Below are 17231 nucleotides of genomic sequence, written 5' to 3' on the forward strand. Positions count from 1 at the left end.
CGACGTGCCGGGCCGAAACGTGCTATACTGACGCCCTGCCTAGGGGGACGGAGCAATGCCCGACATCTATCAGAGCCTGGATCAACAGGGGGAAGACACGGTTCGCGTCGTTGCGGACCGTCTGGAGTTTCGCGGCGAAATGCCGGATTTCGTGAAAATGCGCGAACGCTATTTCGACCGGCTCGACTGGGCCTCGTGCCGCCGCATTGTCGATCTGGGCTGTGGCACGGGCGTCGTGACGCGGGCGCTGGCTGACCGGGTCGGCCCGGAGTGCGATATTGTCGGGTCGGATCTGGCGGCGGAACTGATCAAGGTAGCAATGGAAAAGACGGATGCCGCGGGGTTGGCGGGGCGCATTCGGTACGAGGTTGCGGATTCCCGAAACACCGGTGACGGCCAAGGCAGCTTTGATATCGTCATCGCGCATACGGTGATCAGCCATGTGGCGGACCCGGCGGCGATGCTGGAGGAAGCCGCGCGGCTGACGCGGCCCGGCGGCACGATCGCCATTTTCGATGGCGACTATGCGTCGTTGACGATCGGCGCTGGCGACCCTGACGCCAACGCGATGGCGGTGGACGCAATCTTGCAGACGGTTGTCGGCAATCCATTCGTTCTGCGGCATCTTCCGTTCCTGGCCCGGCAGACGGGGCTGGAAGTTGCCGGTTTCATCCCGGAATTGCTGGCCGAGGCTGGCCAGACCTCGTTTTTCGGAAACATGATCGACGCCTATGTCGGCCCGTGCATTCAGGCAGGCGCGATCGACGCCGAGACCGCCTTGAAATGGGCCGAAGGTCAGAAAGCAGCCGCGCGGGAAGGCACGTTCTTTGGTTCGTGCAACTATTACACCTATTTGCTGCGCAAGCCTGAATGATGCGCCGCCTTGCCTAGCCTTTGTGGATCGCGTAGAGCATTCGGGCTTTCGCTAGACAAATAGGATCGTTCATGCGCCTCAGCCGTTACTTTCTGCCCGTTCTCAAGGAAAACCCGTCCGAGGCCCAGATCGTTAGCCACCGGCTGATGCTGCGTGCCGGGATGATCAAGCAGGCTTCTGCCGGGATATATTCCTGGCTGCCGCTGGGTTTCAAAGTGCTGCGCAAGCTGGAAAACATTGTCCATGAAGAACAGGCCCGGGCCGGTCACATCGCGATCCAGATGCCCATCATCCAATCGGCGGATTTGTGGCGCGAATCCGGCCGCTATGACGATTACGGGCAGGAAATGCTGCGCATGAAGGACCGGCATGACCGGGACATGCTGTTCACGCCCACGGCCGAAGAACTGGTGACCGATATTTTCCGCGGCCACGTGAACAGCTACAAAGACCTTCCGCTGACCCTCTATCAGATCCAGTGGAAATTCCGCGACGAAATCCGCCCGCGTTTCGGCGTGATGCGGGGCCGCGAGTTCTATATGAAGGACGGCTACAACTTCGACCTCACCAAGGAAGATGCGCTGCACGCCTATAATCGCCATCTTGTCAGCTATCTGCGTACCTACGAGCGTATGGGCCTTCAGGCGATCCCGATGCGCGCGGATTCGGGGCCCATCGGCGGCGATGACACCCATGAGTTCCTCGTGCTGGCTGACACGGGTGAATCCGAGGTCTTCTATGACAGCGCCGTCACCGATCTGACCTTTGGTGATCGTGAGATTGACTATGACAGCCGCGAACAGTGTCAGGCGATCTTGGAGGAGTTCACCTCGAAATACGCGCGCACGGATGAAACGCATGACGAGGCGCTGTTCAATCAGATCCCCGAAGAACGCCGCCGCGTGGCGCGTGGTATCGAAGTTGGACAGATCTTCTACTTCGGCACGAAGTATTCCGAGCCGCTGGGCGCCACCGTGCAGGGCCCGGATGGAAAACCGGTTCCGGTGCATATGGGCAGTCACGGGATTGGTGTCAGCCGCCTGGTCGGCGCGATCATTGAGGCCAGCCATGACGACAAAGGCATTATCTGGCCCGAGGGCGTGACCCCGTTCCATTGCGGCATCGTGAACCTGAAGCAGGGCGATGAAGAAGCGGATGCGGCCTGTGACAAAATCTACAATGCTCTGACAGCCTTGGGGCTGGAGCCGCTTTATGATGACCGCAATGAACGGGCAGGGGGCAAGTTTGCGACCATGGATCTGATTGGTCTGCCCTGGCGGATCACGGTCGGGCCGCGTGGCCTGAAGAATGGTGTCGTTGAACTGACTTGCCGCCGGACCGGCGAAAGCGAGGAACTGAGCCCCGAGGCGGCCGTTACCAAAGTTGCTGAAATCTACCAGCAGATTGCCTGAGCACCGTCACCGGTGACGGGTCTTGCTGTCACGCAACACAGATCCATTTCGCGAAGGTGGCCATGCGATTGGCTTGGCCACCAAATGTGATCTGACCAATTCGATCGGTTGAGACGTCAGTCTTGGTCTGCCGTCGGGCGCGTTGCAAGGATATCTCCGTTGGCGCCATCGCCGCGTGCGACCACGATCGGACGGCCCAGCCGGTTGACCAGGTCGCGAAACTCAAGACCTAGAAACCGCAATCCGCAAACCCGCGCGTCCGTAGTGCGATCCGTGATACACAGACGCCCTTGCCGGAAAACCAGACGGTACCCTTTGTCTTTCAGAATATCCGTCAGATTGCCCCAGCTTGCCGCGCTGGCAAAGATCGGCCGAATGGCCGCACGCAGCAGCGCCGCTGTTTCACAATCCAGTTCTTTTGATGCTTGGCGAGACGGAATAACCCCCGCACCGTTGGTTGAAATTTGAAAATTCATTGAGCGACCCCCGCTCCTTAAATGTGTTCCCCCACATACAGGGTGACAAAGTTTCTGAAAATAATCAAAAAGAGTAATAAAATTTCGCGCCCATTGTTGCTTTTTCGATTCAGGAGCTCACAAAGCGCGATGATTAACTTCATACATGAAACAATACCGGTTTGTCTGTGATGCGCTTCACAACTCATGGTGTAGCACCAGATTTCCAAGTCATCCGTTTGGCCCAGCCGCCGTGCTGGGCAACCGGATTGATTCGGCTCGTTCAGGCTGAGGAACGGGTTCAAAGCGACAACCGGCTTGACCATCGGGTGAAATGCCGAAACTGTCCCCGCGAACATGAACACCCCGGAGAAGGCATGGCCAACACACCCCCGCCCTTTGCCCCTTTTGAATGGAAAATCGCATGGCGTTATCTGCGGGCCCGCAGGGCCGAGGGCGGCGTCAGTGTGATGACCTGGATTTCTCTGATCGGGATCACATTGGCAGTGTTTGCCCTGATCGCGACACTGGCGGTCCGGTCCGGCTTCCGTTCCGAATTCGTCGGCACCATCCTGGGCGCCAACGCGCATGTAACGGTCTATTCGTCAGGCGAGATTGACGCGCAGGGGCGGGTGGATCGCACAATCGCCGACTACGAAGAGCGCGCGGCCCGGATCGCACAAGTGCCCGGTGTTCAACGCGCGGCTCCTTTGGTGAAGGGGCAGGTGCTGATCACCAACCGCGACCGCAGCAGCGGGGTTGAAGTGTTTGGAATCCGACCCGACGATCTGCGTTATCTGCCCGGAATTGCCCAGGCAGAGCAGGCTGTGGGGGACTTGTCTGAATTCCAGACGGGTGAGGATGTCATTGCAATTGGTTCAGGCGTGGCGCGCAGCATCGGGGCAACGGTCGGGGATGTCGTCAAGTTGACGTCGCCCAACGGCGTCAAAACCGCCTTTGGTACGTCACCCCGCGTGAATGCCTATCGCGTTGTCTATGTGTTCTCGGCCGGGCGCTATGACATCGACCGCACGCGCGTCTACATGCCGTTTTCGCAGGCGCAGGGTTTCTTCAATCGCGAAGGTGTGGCCGATGAAATCGAAGTGATGGTGGACAACCCCGAAGACCTGGGCCCGATCCTGATTTCGATTCTCGAGGCCTCGGGCGAGCGCAGCCAGATATGGACCTGGCAGGATGCATCCGGTGGGTTCCTGCGGGCGTTGGAAGTTGAAGACAACGTGATGTTCATCATCCTTTCGATCCTCGTTCTGATCGCCGCGATGAATATTGTTTCGGGCCTGATCATGCTGGTCAAGAACAAGGGGCGCGATATCGGCATCCTGCGCACCATTGGCCTGAGCGAAGGGTCGGTTCTGCGTGTGTTTTTCATCTGCGGCGCTTTTACCGGACTGATCGGTACGGCAATGGGGGTCATCCTGGGATGCCTTTTTGCGATCTATATCGATCCGATCTTTTCCTTCGTGAATTACGTGATGGGCGGTGGCGTCTGGGATCCGTCGATCCGGGGCATCTATGCCTTGCCCGCCGAGCTGCATCTGAGCGACGTGCTCAAGGCGATCGGCCTGTCGCTTGGTCTGTCCTTTGTCGTCACCTATTTCCCTGCCCGTCGAGCGGCGCGGCTGAACCCGGTCGAGGCGTTGCGCTATGAATGATGTCACATTGCGTCTGAAAGGTCTGACCAAGACCTATCTGAAAGGCAAACCGGGCGAGGTGCAGGTCCTGCGCGGAGTTGATCTGGATCTGCGCGCGGGTGAGGCCGTAGCGATGGTCGCGCCTTCTGGGGCAGGTAAGTCAACGCTTCTGCATATCGCCGGTCTGCTGGACATGCCCGACGAAGGAACCGTTGAAATTGGCGGGCAGAACGTATCGGGCAAGGGCGACCGGACCAGAACCGCACTGCGTCGGCAGGATGTCGGGTTCGTGTATCAATTCCACCACTTGCTGCCGGAATTCACGGCATTGGAAAACATCACCCTGCCGCAACTGGCCAATGGTGTACCGGACAAGGCCGCACAGGCCCGAGCGCTGGATCTGCTGGACCGTGTCGGTGTGGCCGCACGCGCCAGCCATCGCCCCGCCGCACTCTCTGGTGGGGAACAGCAGCGGGTGGCGTTTTGCCGGGCCTTGGCGAATGCGCCCCGTGTTTTGTTGGCGGATGAACCGACGGGCAATCTGGACCCCGAAACCTCGGATCAGGTCTTTGATACACTGATGAAGCTGGTGCGGGACGAAGGGTTGTCGGCGTTGATAGCAACGCACAATCTTGACCTTGCGGCGCGCATGGACCGGATGGTTCGGCTTGAAGGCGGGGTGCTCAGGCCAGTTGAGTGATCGCAACGCCAATGGCCATGACGGCGATCCCGCCCATCCGCATAAGCGTAAGCGGTTCGACCTGTGCGCCGAACAGGCCGAAATGGTCGATGGCCGCAGCGCTGATCAATTGCCCGAGCAGCACAAAGAACACGGCATTGCCCACCCCAAAATGTGGTGCGACATGGGTGATCGACAGGACATAGAACGCAATCAGGACACCTGCAAGCAACAGGTGTTTCGGCGCATTGGCAATCTTGGACAAGGCCGCAAATCCGGGAAACAGCGCCATGACCAAGGCCGAGGCGATGAAGGCGATCGCAAACAGCACAACGGCTGCCGCAGTTGGCGACCCGATGACTTTTCCCAGCGCCGCATTGAGCGCGGCCAGGATCGGAATTCCAAATCCGGCGGCCAGCATGATGGCGGCGTATTGTGTCATTGCCCGAAACCTCTGTACCTTTTTCGTTGATCTGGATCATTGCGCCAAGACGGTCATCGGGCAACCCTGCAAATGCCAATCCAGGCAGGAGGATACGATGTTCAAGGCAACAATCAGTGTAATGGTTCTTGGGGTTTCGGCTGCTGCCTCGCAGGCCGCCTGGGCTCAGGACGCGAAGACCGGAGAGGAACTCTATATGCACCATTGCGCGACCTGCCACGGAATCGACGCGATGGGCCAAGGTCCGATGGCAGCCGTGCTGGTGGTTCAACCGAGCGATCTGACCGCTTTGTCCAACGAAGAGGGCGTGTTCCCGACTGCCCGCGTTGTCTCCCGCATTGATGGTCGGGATCCGCTGGTCAGCCATGGTAGCCCAATGCCGGTTTATGGTCCTTATTTTGACGGGCAGGACACATCCATGAAAACGCCGCAGGGTCAGCCAATTCTGACGAGCCAGCCCATCGTGGATCTGGTGGCCTATCTGGAGACCTTGCAGCAGAATTAGGTTCCGCTGCAAATCCCGTCGATCTCGGCCTCGCTCCAAGGAAGCAAGATTGCGCGCTCTCGCCCTTTTTGCGGAAGCGGGGACAGATCAAAATGCGCGCTCAGCATCCTGTGCAGCCGTTTGGTTCGGGTGGCCTGAGGGTCCAGCGCACGGCAGCAAACGTATTCCTCGACGATGGCGCCCTGCTGTTCAAACCCGTAGGACAGGAAGTCCGGCGAGGTTTCGAGGTCAAAAAGATACGGGTCGCTGCGCCCACCATGTTCCGCCGCTGCTCGCAACGGGTGGTAACCGGTGGTCCGGCGATTCTGCCACTGCCAGACATGCGTCAGTTCATGGGCCAGCAGCATCGCAGCCACCAGGTTCATCTGATCCGGAAAATCGGACATGTAGTCTTCCAGATACCAGTCGCGCGCAAAATAGACCTTGTTGAACAGGGCCACGGCGGCTGGCTTGCCTGTCACCGGCCCAGGTTCTACCGGAGGAAGGATGCGCTCGCGGCAGGCCAGACGTGGCCGCTCTTCGCGGAAATACGTCACATTGGCAACCGGCGCACCTTGGACCAATCGCACGCTGTCAAGATTCAGGGTTTCGCCCTGAATGGCATCCGCAAAGTCGCGCTCTTGCTTTGTCAATGGACGGCCGCAAGAGGACAGCAATAAAAGAGCACACAGGAATACGCGCAGAACCATGAGGTGAATCCTAGTCCTCTGCTTGCGATCCGCAAACCGTTTTCACAGGCTCATGGCCAGAACCCGGCTGATTTCCGTCAAAGACCGCCCGGATTGATCCATCCAGGAATTGAAGGCCCATTGCACCGCCGCCATGGCTTTTTTCGACGTGGCGGGTTTGTCGACCACGCCCTCGGCGATCAGACGGGCGGTGACGTCCCGCGACAGAATGAAACTGTCGCGGCCCGCAAAACGCATCGCATATTGCGCCGAAGCCCCGCCAAGACGAGACCCGCGTTTGGCCAGCATGGCCAAAAGGTTGACATAGTCATCAGAGGGCCAGCCCCCCAGAACCTGGCCCGCGCCGCCTTCGTCGCGCAGTTCCAAAAGGAACGCCGCGTTGTCCCGCATTGCTGCGATCTTGGTTCCATTTCGGACAATGCGTGTGTCTTGCAGCAGGGAATCGAACTTTTCATCATCCATGAACGCACACCGGCCCACATCGAAACCGTCAAAGGCGGCCTCGAATCCATCCCATTTGTTTTCGATGACCTTCCAGTTGAAACCGGCCTGAAAGACGCATTTCGTGATGATCGATAGCCACCGGTCGTCGGGCATCGCCGCCAGTTCTTCGTGGCTTTTGGGCTTGGTCAGCTGTGCTTCAAAGGCTTCGACCCCACCGTGGCGAGAGGCGGCAATATCAAAGATCTCGTCAAATGAACGCATGAACCCAACCTCAAAGCTGTCTTAGGAAGAGTGTTTTGTTTTGCCTTCCATTTGCAATGGGAATTTTCGGTGTTCGAAAGCCACCCGACCGGAAATGAAACTCGGCCCGAACAAGAAAAAACACTGAACTGTCAAAGAAATCCTCGACAAACGGGTTCAAAACGGTTTGTGATTGACTCGTCAGTCAACATTCCGTGCCCCGGGGCGGGGGATATTGACGGGTCGGGCAGGGGTCCTTGCGGCGCCTGCGGGGGAAAATCTACGCATCAGCGGCAAGAAAGCTGCGCAGTTACAAACTGATCACTTTCCTTTTCCGACCAAATTTGTGCATGTTGCGGCATGGTATTGTCATCAGACAAAGATACCGGCGGGAAACCCCTGCCGGGGTGGGCAAAACAAATAAGACAGGGAGAAAATCCATGAAAAAACTGAGTGTAAGCCTTATGGCCCTAACCGTTGCCGGTGCGGCGCATGCGGCGGATATGGGGGCCGTGGACGAGCCGATCAAACTGGCGATCAACGAATGGACCGGTCAGCACGTGACCACGCATGTGGCGGGTGAAATGCTCAAGGCCGCTGGTTATAACGTGGAATATGTGACCGCCGGCATGATGAACCAGTTCCAGGCGCTGGCCGATGGAGACATCGACGCGACGCTTGAAATCTGGTCGTCCAATGTTTCGGATGAATACGCCAAGAAGATCGAGGAAGGCACGGTTGTCGAAATCGGCGATCTTGGCCTGGATGCCAAGGAAGGTATCGCATACCCGGCGCATGTCGCTGATCTGTGCCCCGGATTGCCGGCGTGGGAAGCGCTGAAAGACTGCGCGCAGGTGTTCGCCACGGCGGAAACTCTGCCCGGTGGCCGTCTGGTCGACTATCCGGCCGACTGGGGCACACCCGGTGCGGATCGCATGGCCGGCCTTGAGCTGCCGTTCAAGGCTGTCCCCGCCGGTTCCGAGGGCGCATTGATCGCTGAACTTCGCGCATCGACCGAGCGTAAGTCGCCGCTGCTGATCACATTCTGGCAGCCGCACTGGGCGATGTCTGCCTATGACGTGCAGTTCGTTGAACTGCCCGCAGGTGAAGAGGCATGCTTTAACGATCCGGCGTGGGGTCCGAACCCGAACGCGGTAAACGATTGCGACTTTTCGCCATCGCGCATCTTCAAAGCCGGCTGGAGCGGCCTGGAAGAAAAGTGGCCCGCCGCCTATGAAATCCTGTCCAACTATCAACTGGCGGTCGAAGACCAGCAGCCGATGATGGGCGCGATCGATGTTGACGGCGGCCAGGTCGAAGAAGTTGTCGCCGCATGGATGGCCGAGAACGATGACAAATGGCGTCCTGTTGTCGACGCGGCGACCAAGTGAGCCACTTAGGTGACTGACACGACTATGCCAGCCATTGCCTGCCGGAATCTCTGGCAGGTCTTTGGCCCGGGCGCTGACAAAGCCCTGACCGACGCGCTGTCTCGGTCAGGGAATGACGCTGACAAGGCCGCCGCAGACCTGCGGGAAAACGGGTTCATTCCGGCGGTTCAAGATGCCAATTTCGAGGTCAGGGAAGGCGAATTGTTCGTCATCATGGGCCTGTCGGGCTCGGGCAAATCCACGCTGATCCGCTGTATCTCGCAACTGCTGCCCGGCACCGGTGGTGAAATTCGGGTGGATGGTGAGAATGTCATAGGCGCCTCGAAAAAGGCCCTGACCGAGCTGCGCCGGAAAAAACTGGGCATGGTGTTCCAGCATTTCGGCCTGTTCCCCCACATGACCGTGGCTGAAAACGTCGCATATCCTCTGCGCGTGCAGGGCGTGGGCAAAAAGGAACGGCTGGACCGTGCGCAGGAAGTGATCTCGCTGGTCGGTCTGGAAGGGCGCGAAGACAGCTTCCCGCGACAGCTTTCCGGCGGGCAGCGGCAGCGGGTGGGTATCGCCCGCAGTCTTGCCGTAAACCCTGACATCTGGTTTCTGGACGAACCGTTCTCGGCGCTTGATCCACTGATCCGTCGCCAGTTGCAGGATGAATTCCTGCGCATTCAAGCGACGTTGAAGAAATCCATCGTCTTCATCACGCACGATATTCAGGAAGCGCTGAAGCTGGCAGACCGCATCGCCATCATGCGGGACGGCAAGATCGTGCAAATCGGCACGCCAACGGATATCGTCCTGCGACCCGTGGACGATTACGTGCGCGAGTTCTCGAAAGATGTCGCCAAGGGGCAGCACGCCAAGGTCGCCTCGGTCATGCGAAGCGAGGCAGAGTGCGGCCCGGACGATCCCGGCCTGACCACGTCGATGACACTGGACGCGGCCCTGGCCCATTGCATGGAGCTTTATGAACCCGTGCCGGTGCGGGATGCCGATGGCAATGTCGTTGGCACGGTGCACCCGTCCGATCTGGCTGCCGCGCTTCAGGTGGACGAGACATGACCGCCGTAACTGAGGTTCCGACGCAGCACGGCGCGCGGCTGACGGCGGGCGCCAAGGCCGCCGTGATCACGGTTGTCGTCGGTGCGGTTTGCCTTGCACTTGAGGGCATCGCCCCATGGCTGGTCAAATGGCCCGCCGCGTGGGAGCTGCCTGCAACCCAATGGGTGGGCGCGTTTCTGGATTGGTTTCTGAACCTGATCAAACCGGCGATGCGGTTGTTCTCGGATATGATGACCTATCCGATGAACTGGGCGAATTTCGTGCTTGGCAACACGCCATGGCCCCTTCTGATCGGGATCGTGACCGCGCTGGGCTGGTACTTGGGCGGTTTGCCCATGGCGGCGCTGGGCTTTCTGGGCCTCAGCTTTGTCCTGGCGTCGGGTTACTGGGCTGAGAGCATGAACACACTGGCTTTGGTCGCAGTGTCCGTTCCGGTGGCGTTGATACTGGGTGGCGGCATCGGCATCCTCGCCAACGAGGTGCCGCGGGTGAAATCCTTCGTTCAGGCGGTTCTGGATGTCATGCAGACGGTGCCAACTTTTGCGTATCTGACGCCGTTGTTGTTGCTTTTTGGCTTTGGCCCCGTCGTCGGTCTGATCGCCTCGGCCATCTATGCCGCGCCGCCCATGGCGCGCAACGTGATGCTGGGGCTGGAACGGGTCGAGCCCGAGATCAAAGAGGCCGCGATCATGTCCGGAGGCACGCGGTTTCAGCAACTGTTTCAGGTCGAAATTCCCGCCGCCACGACGCAGATCATGGTCGGTGTGAACCAATGTCTGATGGCGGCCTTGTCGATGGTCATCATTGCCGCCGTCATCGGCGGGTTCAACGACATCGGCTGGGAGGTTCTGCTGACCATGCGCAAGGCGCAGTTCGGGGAGTCTCTGATGGCGGGTCTGGTCATCGTGGTCTTTGCCGTCGTCATAGATCGTATGAGCGGCACCTTGGCGACCGAGCGCAAACGTTATGACAGCCGGGTTGTCTGGGCGATGTTGGGTTTCGCCGTGGTCTTCACCGCCGCCTTCTGGGCGTGGTTGCCGAACCCATCCGAACTGACCTTGCTGGATCCGATGGCCGAGGCCGTGGACAGCGGCCTGACCGCGTTCACTCAGGCCAATGGCCCGTGGTTGGATGCGCTCAAGAACAACTCGCTTTTCTATGTGCTGCTGCCTTTGCGGATCGGTCTGGATCAGGCGGTTCTGCCCTTCACCTGGGGCTTCCAGTGGACGGCGGGCATGAGCTGGGGCTTGTTTGCCGCAGGTGCCGGGATCGCGCTGTTGATGGCATGGCGTGGGCGGCTGACGGGTGGTCTGATCGTCCTGATCCTGATTGGAATGCTGGAAACCGGCATTGCCAACCTGCCATGGCCCTTTGTCCTGACCGGCGCTGCCGCGCTGGGCTGGGTCGCAGGTGGGTGGCGTCTGGCGGCGCTGTGCGTGGGGCTGCTTTGCACCATCCTCGTTTCGGGCCTGTGGGAGAGAGCGCTCTTGTCGCTTTACCTGAGCGGTGCGGCGGTGTTTTCCTGTGCCGTGGTCGGCGGCCTGATCGGCCTTGCCAGCGCGGTCTGGGAGCCGGTGTGGAAAGTGGTCCGTCCGATCTGCGACATGTTGCAGACAATCCCTCTGTTCGTGTTCCTGATCCCGGTTCTCATGGTGTTCCAGATCGGAGAGTTCTCGGCCTTTCTGGCAATCTGTGCCTATGCGATCGTGCCCATGATCCGCTACACGCGGCACGGGCTGGTCAACACGCCGGACGAGATGATGGAGGCCGCGATCTCAAGCGGTGCGACCGAGTGGCAGATCATGCGCGACGTGCGCGCGCCCTATGCCGCGCCCACGATCCTGCTGGGGCTGAACCAGACCATCCTCTATGCCTTTGCGATGCTGGTGATCGCCGCCCTGATCGGCACCACGGGTCTGGGGCAGTCGATCTATCTGGCGCTGGGTCAGGCGGATGTGGGGCTTGGCATTTCGGCCGGGGCCGCGATGGCGATTCTGGCGTTGATTGCCGATCGCATCGTGCAGGGCTTTGCCGAAGAACGCCGCGCGGCGCTTGGGTTGTAAACAGGGCAGAGGCGATGCATCGCCCCTGCGCCGAACTTGATTTTGGACAAGGATACCCGTTCCGTCCTGATCTAGACCGATCCCAATAAAGCGGAGATCACCATGACCGGTTGGGTCCTATTCCTTGCAGCGCTCGTCACATTCCTTCTCAGCCACGCGATTCCGGTGCGGCCCACCATACGCGGATGGCTGATCGATACACTCGGACGCCGGGGGTATTTCACGGCCTATTCGGTTCTGTCGCTGGCCGTCCTGGCGTGGTTGATCATCGCCGCTGCCAACGCTCCTTATGTCGAGGTTATCCCGCCATTTGCGTTTTTGCGCTGGGCGCCGGTTCTGATCATGCCGGTGGTCTGCTGGCTGGCTGTCGCGGGGCTGATCATTCAGAACCCGTTTTCGTTCGGAGGGCTGGGCAATCGGCCCTTTGACCCAGAACAGCCCGGTATCCTGCGCACCACCCGACACCCGATCCTAGCCGCGCTGATGCTGTGGGCGGTGGCACATCTTCTTGCCAATGGCAGCCTGTCACATGTGATTCTGTTCGGCCTGTTTGCCGGTTTCGCGGTCATGGGCATGGCCCTTGTCGACCGGCGCAAGTCGCGGGAAATGGGCTTTGAATGGGTCCGCTTGTCCCGCAACACGGCGCGGTTCTCACTGCGCGCACCGCGTCCCTGGCCGCGTCCCGGGGTGTGGCTGGCCGCGCTGGCCGCCTATGCGGTTCTGCTTCACCTGCACGCCCCTGTGATTGGCCTGTCCCCGCTTCCGTAAACGAGGGAGTGGCCGGGCGGTGCCTTGCGTGCTATTTGAAACGTCACAAACGAATTACAAGAGGTCCAAGATGCATCTGGCCTATGTCACCACCACCGATCGCGGCGCGACGGACCGCCTGCTGAGCGCCGTTGCGGACCGCCTGCTGGCGTCCGGAGCAAAACTGGCCGGTGTCGTGCAAACAAACACGGAATGCGCCGACAGCAGCAAATGCGATATGGACTTGCGCGTGCTGCCCGACGGTGAAACCATCCGCATTTCACAGTCGCTGGGCACCCAGTCGCGCGGCTGCCGTCTGGACCCGGCAGCGCTGGAACAGGCGGTGGGATATGTGACCGCCTCGCTGGAGGGCGCGCCCCAATTGCTGATCATCAACAAATTCGGCAAGCATGAATCCGATGGGCGTGGATTCCGCCCCGTGATCGGCGAAGCGCTGGCAATGGATATCCCGGTTCTGGTCGGCGTGAACGGTTTGAACGAAGAGAAATTTCAAACCTTCGCGGATGGTGCAGCGGAAGCCCTTCCGGCGGATCTGGATGCAATCGAGGCGTGGTTCAACAAGGTCTCGGAACTGCGCCCGGCGGCGGAATAGAACCTTCCAAATAGTTGATTAAAAGATAAAAAACGGCGCTGACCAACAAGCAGCGCCGTTTTTTGATGTTGGGTGCAACTAGGTTGTCTTAAGCCTGCGGTATCCGAACAGGCCTAGAACGGCCCCAATCAAAAGCAGCCCGCTTGCGGGCAGGGGGACCGGTGCAACCTGCAAATTATCCACGTTGAATTCGCCACACCATTGGTCGCACCAAACGGTGTTCGACCCAAGGCCAAAGGGGAATTTGACCGCGTTGGGGACGTTCAGCGTGATCAACAGTTGATCAATGGCCGTGAACCCACTGGAGAAACCAAAAGTGTTCAAAGCCGAAGGTCCGAACGTCTGCGTCGCAACTGTGGCACCGTTCAGAAGCCCCGAAAATGTCAGGGTTGGAACTGTCGCAGTACCCGCCTTGAGCCACTGGTTGTAGGCCTGCGTTCCAAGTGCGGGTGAAGGGCCGGATCCGGTCTTGAACACACGCGACAATCCTGACAGATCCACGGATTGTGCCGTAAACTTCGTCCCGTTTACGGCCTGCACCACCGTTGACAGCACACCGTTGTCGTCGTGCAAGTTGATCTGATTTCCAAAGTTGTAGACGGGTGCATAGTCAAAAGTGAAACCTTGGCTGGTTCCTTGAAACGTTGTCAGCCCGCTTTGAGGATCATTCGGAAAGTTATTGTCAAATGTAATAGTCAGCGCACTCGCTGCGCCTGCGACACAAACGGCAAGTGCCGCCAAAAGCAGTCTCATAACATGTCCCTCGCAAATACGTTAACAGACTAGCGGGCGATGCCCGGTTTCGCAACTTTTACGAGTCTTTGCGGCCGTTATTGCGCAAAAGCATGCACGTGAGCACGCGCGGGCAATGCGTTCTGGCCATCTTTGAATTCTACGGGAAAGATGGTGGGCGACCCTGGAATCGAACCAGGCGTGCGTCTCCGCGAGGGAGTTACAGTCCCCTGCCACACCTTGCGGCCTGTCGCCCACTGTCAGGCGTTGCACCTGACGTGGAGGCGTGATTACTAGCGCACCAAAGGAGCGTCAACAGGAAAATTTCGCTTTGGCGCAGGAAACCGAATTCCCGGCCCGGAGGCCTGAAAAATGAAGAAACCCAAATGGGTCGTTGAAAAGGAACAGGCACGCAAGGCCGCGGCTGCTGAAACCGTTTGGCTGTTCGGTCTGCATGCAGTTCGCGACGCTTTGATGAACCCCAATCGGCAGAAACTGCGCCTGATCGTAACGCGCAATGCGCGGGACAAGCTGGCGGAAGCGATTGAATTCTCTGGGATCGAGCCCGAGATGGCTGATCCGCGCAAGTTTACGGCACCCATCGATGCAGGCTCGGTGCACCAGGGTGCCGCGCTGGAGGTAAAGCCGCTGGATTGGGGCGGTCTGGCCGAAAATTGCATCGGTCGAGAAAACCCACGCGTCATCCTTCTGGACCGCGTTACGGACCCGCACAATGTCGGGGCGATTCTACGCTCGGCCGAAGTTCTGGGTGCCAGTGCCGTCATAGGCACCCGCCATCATTCCGCGCCCGAGACTGGGGCCCTGGCAAAAACCGCCAGCGGCGCGCTGGAGCGTCAACCCTATCTGCGGATGCGCAACCTTGCCGACACAATTGTAGAACTACAGAATATGGGATTTCTGGTCCTTGGGCTGGACGGTGAAGCAGAGGTAACGATCGAAGGCGCGCTGAGCGACAGTCGGGACCGCCCCGTCGCACTTGTTCTGGGGGCGGAAGGCCCGGGATTGCGCCAAAAGACGAAGGAAACCGTGGATCAATTGGTGAAAATTGACGCAGCCGGGGGATTCGGATCGCTGAACGTCTCAAATGCCGCGGCAATCGCCTTATATGCATCCCGGCCCTGACAAAAAGGAGAGCGTTATTTCCGGTCCATCCAAAATTGCGACCTGCTGCTACTGCGGGACCCGGGCCGCGCTGGTCCTGAGGGGCAAAGAACGGCACGAGCTGAGCTGTTCCAGTTGTGGCGCACCTTTGCATGATCTGAAGATGCTGCCCAAGCGGAAGGCTGCGCCTGCCAAAACGGTGCGATCTGCGGTTTCTCATGCCCCTCCACGGAAGACCAAGCGAAAAAAGAAGAAAAAGAGCATGTTCTCGCGCGTGTTCGATGAAGCCTGGGATGTGATCGAAGACATTTTCGATTGACCGTTTTTGGGTGAAGATCGTTCACATCCACGTCAACAGGGGTTCCGCATGCAGCAAAAAATTGCATCTTGATACCCCAGTGATTTCAGATTCTGACATGGCAATGCTGACCCGACGTTCCACACTTGGCGCGCTGTGCGCTTTTTTTCTGGCGCCTGCCACGTATGCGCAGGAAAGGCCCGTTTACTACACCACCGAAGGGGTGGCGTTGGCCGGGTATGATGCCGTGTCCTTTTTCGACGGTTCTACGCCGATCATGGGCATGCCCGAGAATTCCGTGATGTGGAAAGGGGCGAGGTGGCATTTCACCTCGCAGGAAAACCGCGAGCTGTTCGAAAGCAATCCCCGTGCTTTCGCGCCGCAGTTCGGCGGGTATTGTTCATATGCGATGGCGATGGGAGTTCTGAAGAGCTCGGACCCCAAGGCCTGGAAGGTCGTGGATGGTCGTCTGTACCTGACGCATTCGATCGAGATCGAGGAAATCTGGCAGCAGGATCAGACAGAATACATTGAGTTGGCTGAAGAAAACTGGCCGGCAATCCTTTATCGAGAGTAAGCGAGAATCAGCTAATTGTGAAGAGTCATCATAAAAATGCGCTGCCCCTCTTTTTTTTACCAAATATATGCCTAAATGTCACAATGACCGCGGAATGGAACTGCCGCGGGTCATTTCACTGTCCCTCGTTCCAACAACTGGCGCCCAAGGCTTCTTGGGCGCTTTTTTCTTTTTGGAACCCTGCTAAGGATAGGGTATGCCAGACTATTCCGATCAGCAGCTGAGAGCTATTCTGCAACGCACCAAGACCGTTGCCGTTGTCGGAGTGTCCATGAACCCGGTGCGGCCCAGCTATTACGTCGCCCGCTACCTGTCGCTGAAAGGGTTCAACGTGATCCCGGTCAATCCGGGCCATGCCGGGAAAGACCTGTTTGGCCAAAGGGTACGCGGCAACCTTTCGGAGATATCCGAACCCGTGGACATGGTAGACATCTTCCGACGGTCCGAATCCGTGCCGCCCATTGTGGACGAAGCGTTGGAGGTGTTCCCGTCCCTCGGAACGATCTGGATGCAAATCGGGGTTGAACACCCTGAAGCGGCAGCCAAGGCCAAGGCCCGCGGTGTGGACGTCGTGATGAACCGCTGTCCGAAGATCGAGTATCAGCGCCTGTTTGGCGAGCTACGCATGGGTGGGTTTTCCACCGGGATCATCTCGTCCAAGCTTTAGGGCGTTGCTGGCTGATAGGGTTTCAGGCGGGCAACCTGTTCCTGTCGTCGTTTTTCCAGCACCACGTCACGTGGCACCCAGTCATATCGGGTATCCTCGACCAGAGGTGACCAGAACAACACCCCGCCATAGCGCCACGGGTCCAGCACGACGCCCTCATACAGCGAGTCTCCCTTGCGACTGATAATCGCGGTGCTGTGGTCGATCCTCAGCGGATTGTCGGCGTTGGCGATGGCGCGGTGCAATTCCAGCGTCTGGAAGTTTTCCTGTTTCAGACGACGCTCGATATCCTCGGCCCAATGCCAGCACAGACCACGCGGGCGCAATCCCTTGTTGACCTTCGCATTGTGGATCAGCGGCGGGTCGGTGATCTGGTATTCGTCCACCAGTTGCGCGGTATAGGAATAGGCGACTTGCGCCGCCCGGCGGGCTTCTTCCGGATCGATATCCGGGCCAAGACGCTGAATCTCGGTAGTCAGGCGTTGTACCTCGTCCCCGGTCGATGCGGGAGGCGCCGCACATGCCGCAACGATGGCAAGCGTTGCCACAAGCATCAAAATTCGGATCATG

The 17231-nt window shown here is 59.0% G+C and carries 21 protein-coding genes and 1 tRNA gene; 14 read left to right on the forward strand and 8 right to left on the reverse strand.

The features are described from left to right. The first annotated feature begins 55 nt into the window (after positions 1–55). Together GS612_RS03360 and proS are read left to right on the forward strand one after the other, a co-directional pair. Positions 56–874, forward strand: a complete 819-nt coding sequence (locus tag GS612_RS03360; protein ID WP_171639079.1) for a methyltransferase domain-containing protein — start codon at positions 56–58, stop codon at positions 872–874. 71 nt (positions 875–945) lie between these two features. Beyond that, the gene (gene proS / locus GS612_RS03365) at positions 946–2286 is read left to right on the forward strand and encodes a proline--tRNA ligase (RefSeq protein ID WP_152458706.1); all 1341 of its coding nucleotides are present in this window, start codon (positions 946–948) and stop codon (positions 2284–2286) included. 116 nt (positions 2287–2402) lie between these two features. Here the strand turns inward: proS and GS612_RS03370 are convergent, their stop codons facing one another. Further along, positions 2403–2762 (reverse strand): hypothetical protein, encoded by a 360-nt coding sequence (locus tag GS612_RS03370; RefSeq protein WP_152458705.1) that lies wholly within the window; start codon positions 2760–2762, stop codon positions 2403–2405. A gap of 17 nt (positions 2763–2779) precedes the next feature. After that, positions 2780–3100, reverse strand: coding sequence for a hypothetical protein (locus GS612_RS03375; protein WP_171616038.1), 321 nt, complete (start codon positions 3098–3100; stop codon positions 2780–2782). Positions 3101–3118: 18 nt separating this feature from the next. Here GS612_RS03375 and GS612_RS03380 point away from each other — a divergent pair, with 18 nt between their 5' ends. Then, positions 3119–4414, forward strand: a complete 1296-nt coding sequence (locus tag GS612_RS03380) for a lipoprotein-releasing ABC transporter permease subunit (protein WP_171639080.1) — start codon at positions 3119–3121, stop codon at positions 4412–4414. Next, positions 4407–5093 (forward strand): ABC transporter ATP-binding protein, encoded by a 687-nt coding sequence (locus GS612_RS03385; RefSeq protein WP_152458702.1) that lies wholly within the window; start codon positions 4407–4409, stop codon positions 5091–5093. Before GS612_RS03380 ends, GS612_RS03385 begins: the two co-directional genes overlap by 8 nt. Here the strand turns inward: GS612_RS03385 and GS612_RS03390 are convergent. After that, positions 5077–5514, reverse strand: a complete 438-nt coding sequence (locus GS612_RS03390) for a DMT family transporter (protein WP_171205394.1) — start codon at positions 5512–5514, stop codon at positions 5077–5079. The genes GS612_RS03385 and GS612_RS03390 overlap by 17 nt on opposite strands. A 97-nt stretch (positions 5515–5611) precedes the next feature. On the opposite strand from GS612_RS03390, the gene GS612_RS03395 reads away from it, so the two are divergent. After that, positions 5612–6019 carry a cytochrome c gene (locus GS612_RS03395; protein WP_171167173.1) on the forward strand — a complete coding sequence of 136 codons (408 nt, stop codon included), beginning with the start codon at positions 5612–5614 and terminating at the stop codon, positions 6017–6019. Here the strand turns inward: GS612_RS03395 and GS612_RS03400 are convergent. Then, positions 6016–6708, reverse strand: a complete 693-nt coding sequence (locus tag GS612_RS03400; protein ID WP_171227873.1) for a hypothetical protein — start codon at positions 6706–6708, stop codon at positions 6016–6018. The two genes, GS612_RS03395 and GS612_RS03400, sit on opposite strands and share 4 nt — an antisense overlap. Positions 6709–6750: 42 nt before the next feature. After that, on the reverse strand, positions 6751–7413 hold the full coding sequence (locus GS612_RS03405) for a DNA-3-methyladenine glycosylase I (protein ID WP_171639081.1): 663 nt from the start codon (positions 7411–7413) through the stop codon (positions 6751–6753). Between the two features lie 419 nt (positions 7414–7832). On the opposite strand from GS612_RS03405, the gene GS612_RS03410 reads away from it, so the two are divergent. The 5 genes from GS612_RS03410 to GS612_RS03430 all read left to right on the forward strand — a co-directional run bounded on the left by GS612_RS03410 (position 7833) and on the right by GS612_RS03430 (position 13265). Further along, entirely contained in the window at positions 7833–8783 is a 951-nt protein-coding gene (locus GS612_RS03410) for an ABC transporter substrate-binding protein (protein WP_171639082.1), read from the forward strand. A gap of 9 nt (positions 8784–8792) precedes the next feature. Continuing rightward, positions 8793–9842, forward strand: coding sequence for a glycine betaine/L-proline ABC transporter ATP-binding protein (locus GS612_RS03415; protein ID WP_152458697.1), 1050 nt, complete (start codon positions 8793–8795; stop codon positions 9840–9842). Then, entirely contained in the window at positions 9839–11905 is a 2067-nt protein-coding gene (locus tag GS612_RS03420) for a proline/glycine betaine ABC transporter permease (protein ID WP_171639083.1), read from the forward strand. The genes GS612_RS03415 and GS612_RS03420 overlap by 4 nt, the downstream gene beginning before the upstream one ends. Before the next feature lie 102 nt (positions 11906–12007). Then, positions 12008–12673 (forward strand): NnrU family protein, encoded by a 666-nt coding sequence (locus tag GS612_RS03425; RefSeq protein WP_171639084.1) that lies wholly within the window; start codon positions 12008–12010, stop codon positions 12671–12673. A 70-nt stretch (positions 12674–12743) separates the two neighbouring features. Beyond that, on the forward strand, positions 12744–13265 hold the full coding sequence (locus tag GS612_RS03430) for a DUF2478 domain-containing protein (protein WP_171114871.1): 522 nt from the start codon (positions 12744–12746) through the stop codon (positions 13263–13265). Between the two features lie 78 nt (positions 13266–13343). Here GS612_RS03430 and GS612_RS03435 read toward each other — a convergent pair whose 3' ends face one another. Together GS612_RS03435 and GS612_RS03440 are read right to left on the reverse strand one after the other, a co-directional pair. Then, positions 13344–14018, reverse strand: coding sequence for a VPLPA-CTERM sorting domain-containing protein (locus GS612_RS03435; protein WP_171639085.1), 675 nt, complete (start codon positions 14016–14018; stop codon positions 13344–13346). A 151-nt stretch (positions 14019–14169) separates the two neighbouring features. Next, positions 14170–14253, reverse strand: a tRNA-Tyr gene (locus tag GS612_RS03440). Positions 14254–14369: 116 nt separating this feature from the next. On the opposite strand from GS612_RS03440, the gene rlmB reads away from it, so the two are divergent. From rlmB to GS612_RS03455, 4 genes are all read left to right on the forward strand, one after another. After that, complete coding sequence (rlmB, locus tag GS612_RS03445; protein ID WP_171639086.1) at positions 14370–15140, forward strand: 23S rRNA (guanosine(2251)-2'-O)-methyltransferase RlmB; 771 nt, start codon at positions 14370–14372, stop codon at positions 15138–15140. Continuing rightward, positions 15124–15438, forward strand: coding sequence for a hypothetical protein (locus GS612_RS20485; protein ID WP_253283489.1), 315 nt, complete (start codon positions 15124–15126; stop codon positions 15436–15438). Before rlmB ends, GS612_RS20485 begins: the two co-directional genes overlap by 17 nt. Positions 15439–15535: 97 nt before the next feature. Next, the gene (locus GS612_RS03450; RefSeq protein WP_171639087.1) at positions 15536–15994 is read left to right on the forward strand and encodes a YHS domain-containing (seleno)protein; all 459 of its coding nucleotides are present in this window, start codon (positions 15536–15538) and stop codon (positions 15992–15994) included. 196 nt (positions 15995–16190) lie between these two features. After that, positions 16191–16661: a CoA-binding protein gene (locus GS612_RS03455; protein WP_171639088.1), complete on the forward strand. Its 471-nt coding sequence runs from the start codon at positions 16191–16193 to the stop codon at positions 16659–16661. Here the strand turns inward: GS612_RS03455 and GS612_RS03460 are convergent. Beyond that, positions 16658–17230 (reverse strand): hypothetical protein, encoded by a 573-nt coding sequence (locus tag GS612_RS03460; RefSeq protein ID WP_171639089.1) that lies wholly within the window; start codon positions 17228–17230, stop codon positions 16658–16660. The two genes, GS612_RS03455 and GS612_RS03460, sit on opposite strands and share 4 nt — an antisense overlap. Position 17231: the final 1 nt, after the last annotated feature.

It is taken from the genome of Ruegeria sp. HKCCD6157 (assembly GCF_013110685.1).
Lineage (GTDB): Bacteria > Pseudomonadota > Alphaproteobacteria > Rhodobacterales > Rhodobacteraceae > Ruegeria.

Bases quoted from the DNA above. Each gene is read 5' to 3' on its own strand.
- GS612_RS03410 (WP_171639082.1), top strand. From the start codon at position 7,833: ATGAAAAAACTGAGTGTAAGCCTTATGGCCCTAACCGTTGCCGGTGCG.
- GS612_RS03385 (WP_152458702.1), top strand. From the start codon at position 4,407: ATGAATGATGTCACATTGCGTCTGAAAGGTCTGACCAAGACCTATCTG.
- GS612_RS03370 (WP_152458705.1), bottom strand. From the start codon at position 2,762: ATGAATTTTCAAATTTCAACCAACGGTGCGGGGGTTATTCCGTCTCGC.
- GS612_RS03450 (WP_171639087.1), top strand. From the start codon at position 15,536: ATGGCAATGCTGACCCGACGTTCCACACTTGGCGCGCTGTGCGCTTTT.
- proS (WP_152458706.1), top strand. From the start codon at position 946: ATGCGCCTCAGCCGTTACTTTCTGCCCGTTCTCAAGGAAAACCCGTCC.
- GS612_RS03420 (WP_171639083.1), top strand. From the start codon at position 9,839: ATGACCGCCGTAACTGAGGTTCCGACGCAGCACGGCGCGCGGCTGACG.
- GS612_RS03455 (WP_171639088.1), top strand. From the start codon at position 16,191: ATGCCAGACTATTCCGATCAGCAGCTGAGAGCTATTCTGCAACGCACC.
- GS612_RS20485 (WP_253283489.1), top strand. From the start codon at position 15,124: ATGCATCCCGGCCCTGACAAAAAGGAGAGCGTTATTTCCGGTCCATCC.
- GS612_RS03360 (WP_171639079.1), top strand. From the start codon at position 56: ATGCCCGACATCTATCAGAGCCTGGATCAACAGGGGGAAGACACGGTT.
- GS612_RS03430 (WP_171114871.1), top strand. From the start codon at position 12,744: ATGCATCTGGCCTATGTCACCACCACCGATCGCGGCGCGACGGACCGC.
- GS612_RS03400 (WP_171227873.1), bottom strand. From the start codon at position 6,708: ATGGTTCTGCGCGTATTCCTGTGTGCTCTTTTATTGCTGTCCTCTTGC.
- GS612_RS03405 (WP_171639081.1), bottom strand. From the start codon at position 7,413: ATGCGTTCATTTGACGAGATCTTTGATATTGCCGCCTCTCGCCACGGT.
- GS612_RS03375 (WP_171616038.1), bottom strand. From the start codon at position 3,100: ATGTTCGCGGGGACAGTTTCGGCATTTCACCCGATGGTCAAGCCGGTT.
- GS612_RS03425 (WP_171639084.1), top strand. From the start codon at position 12,008: ATGACCGGTTGGGTCCTATTCCTTGCAGCGCTCGTCACATTCCTTCTC.
- GS612_RS03390 (WP_171205394.1), bottom strand. From the start codon at position 5,514: ATGACACAATACGCCGCCATCATGCTGGCCGCCGGATTTGGAATTCCG.
- GS612_RS03460 (WP_171639089.1), bottom strand. From the start codon at position 17,230: ATGATCCGAATTTTGATGCTTGTGGCAACGCTTGCCATCGTTGCGGCA.
- rlmB (WP_171639086.1), top strand. From the start codon at position 14,370: ATGAAGAAACCCAAATGGGTCGTTGAAAAGGAACAGGCACGCAAGGCC.
- GS612_RS03435 (WP_171639085.1), bottom strand. From the start codon at position 14,018: ATGAGACTGCTTTTGGCGGCACTTGCCGTTTGTGTCGCAGGCGCAGCG.
- GS612_RS03395 (WP_171167173.1), top strand. From the start codon at position 5,612: ATGTTCAAGGCAACAATCAGTGTAATGGTTCTTGGGGTTTCGGCTGCT.
- GS612_RS03380 (WP_171639080.1), top strand. From the start codon at position 3,119: ATGGCCAACACACCCCCGCCCTTTGCCCCTTTTGAATGGAAAATCGCA.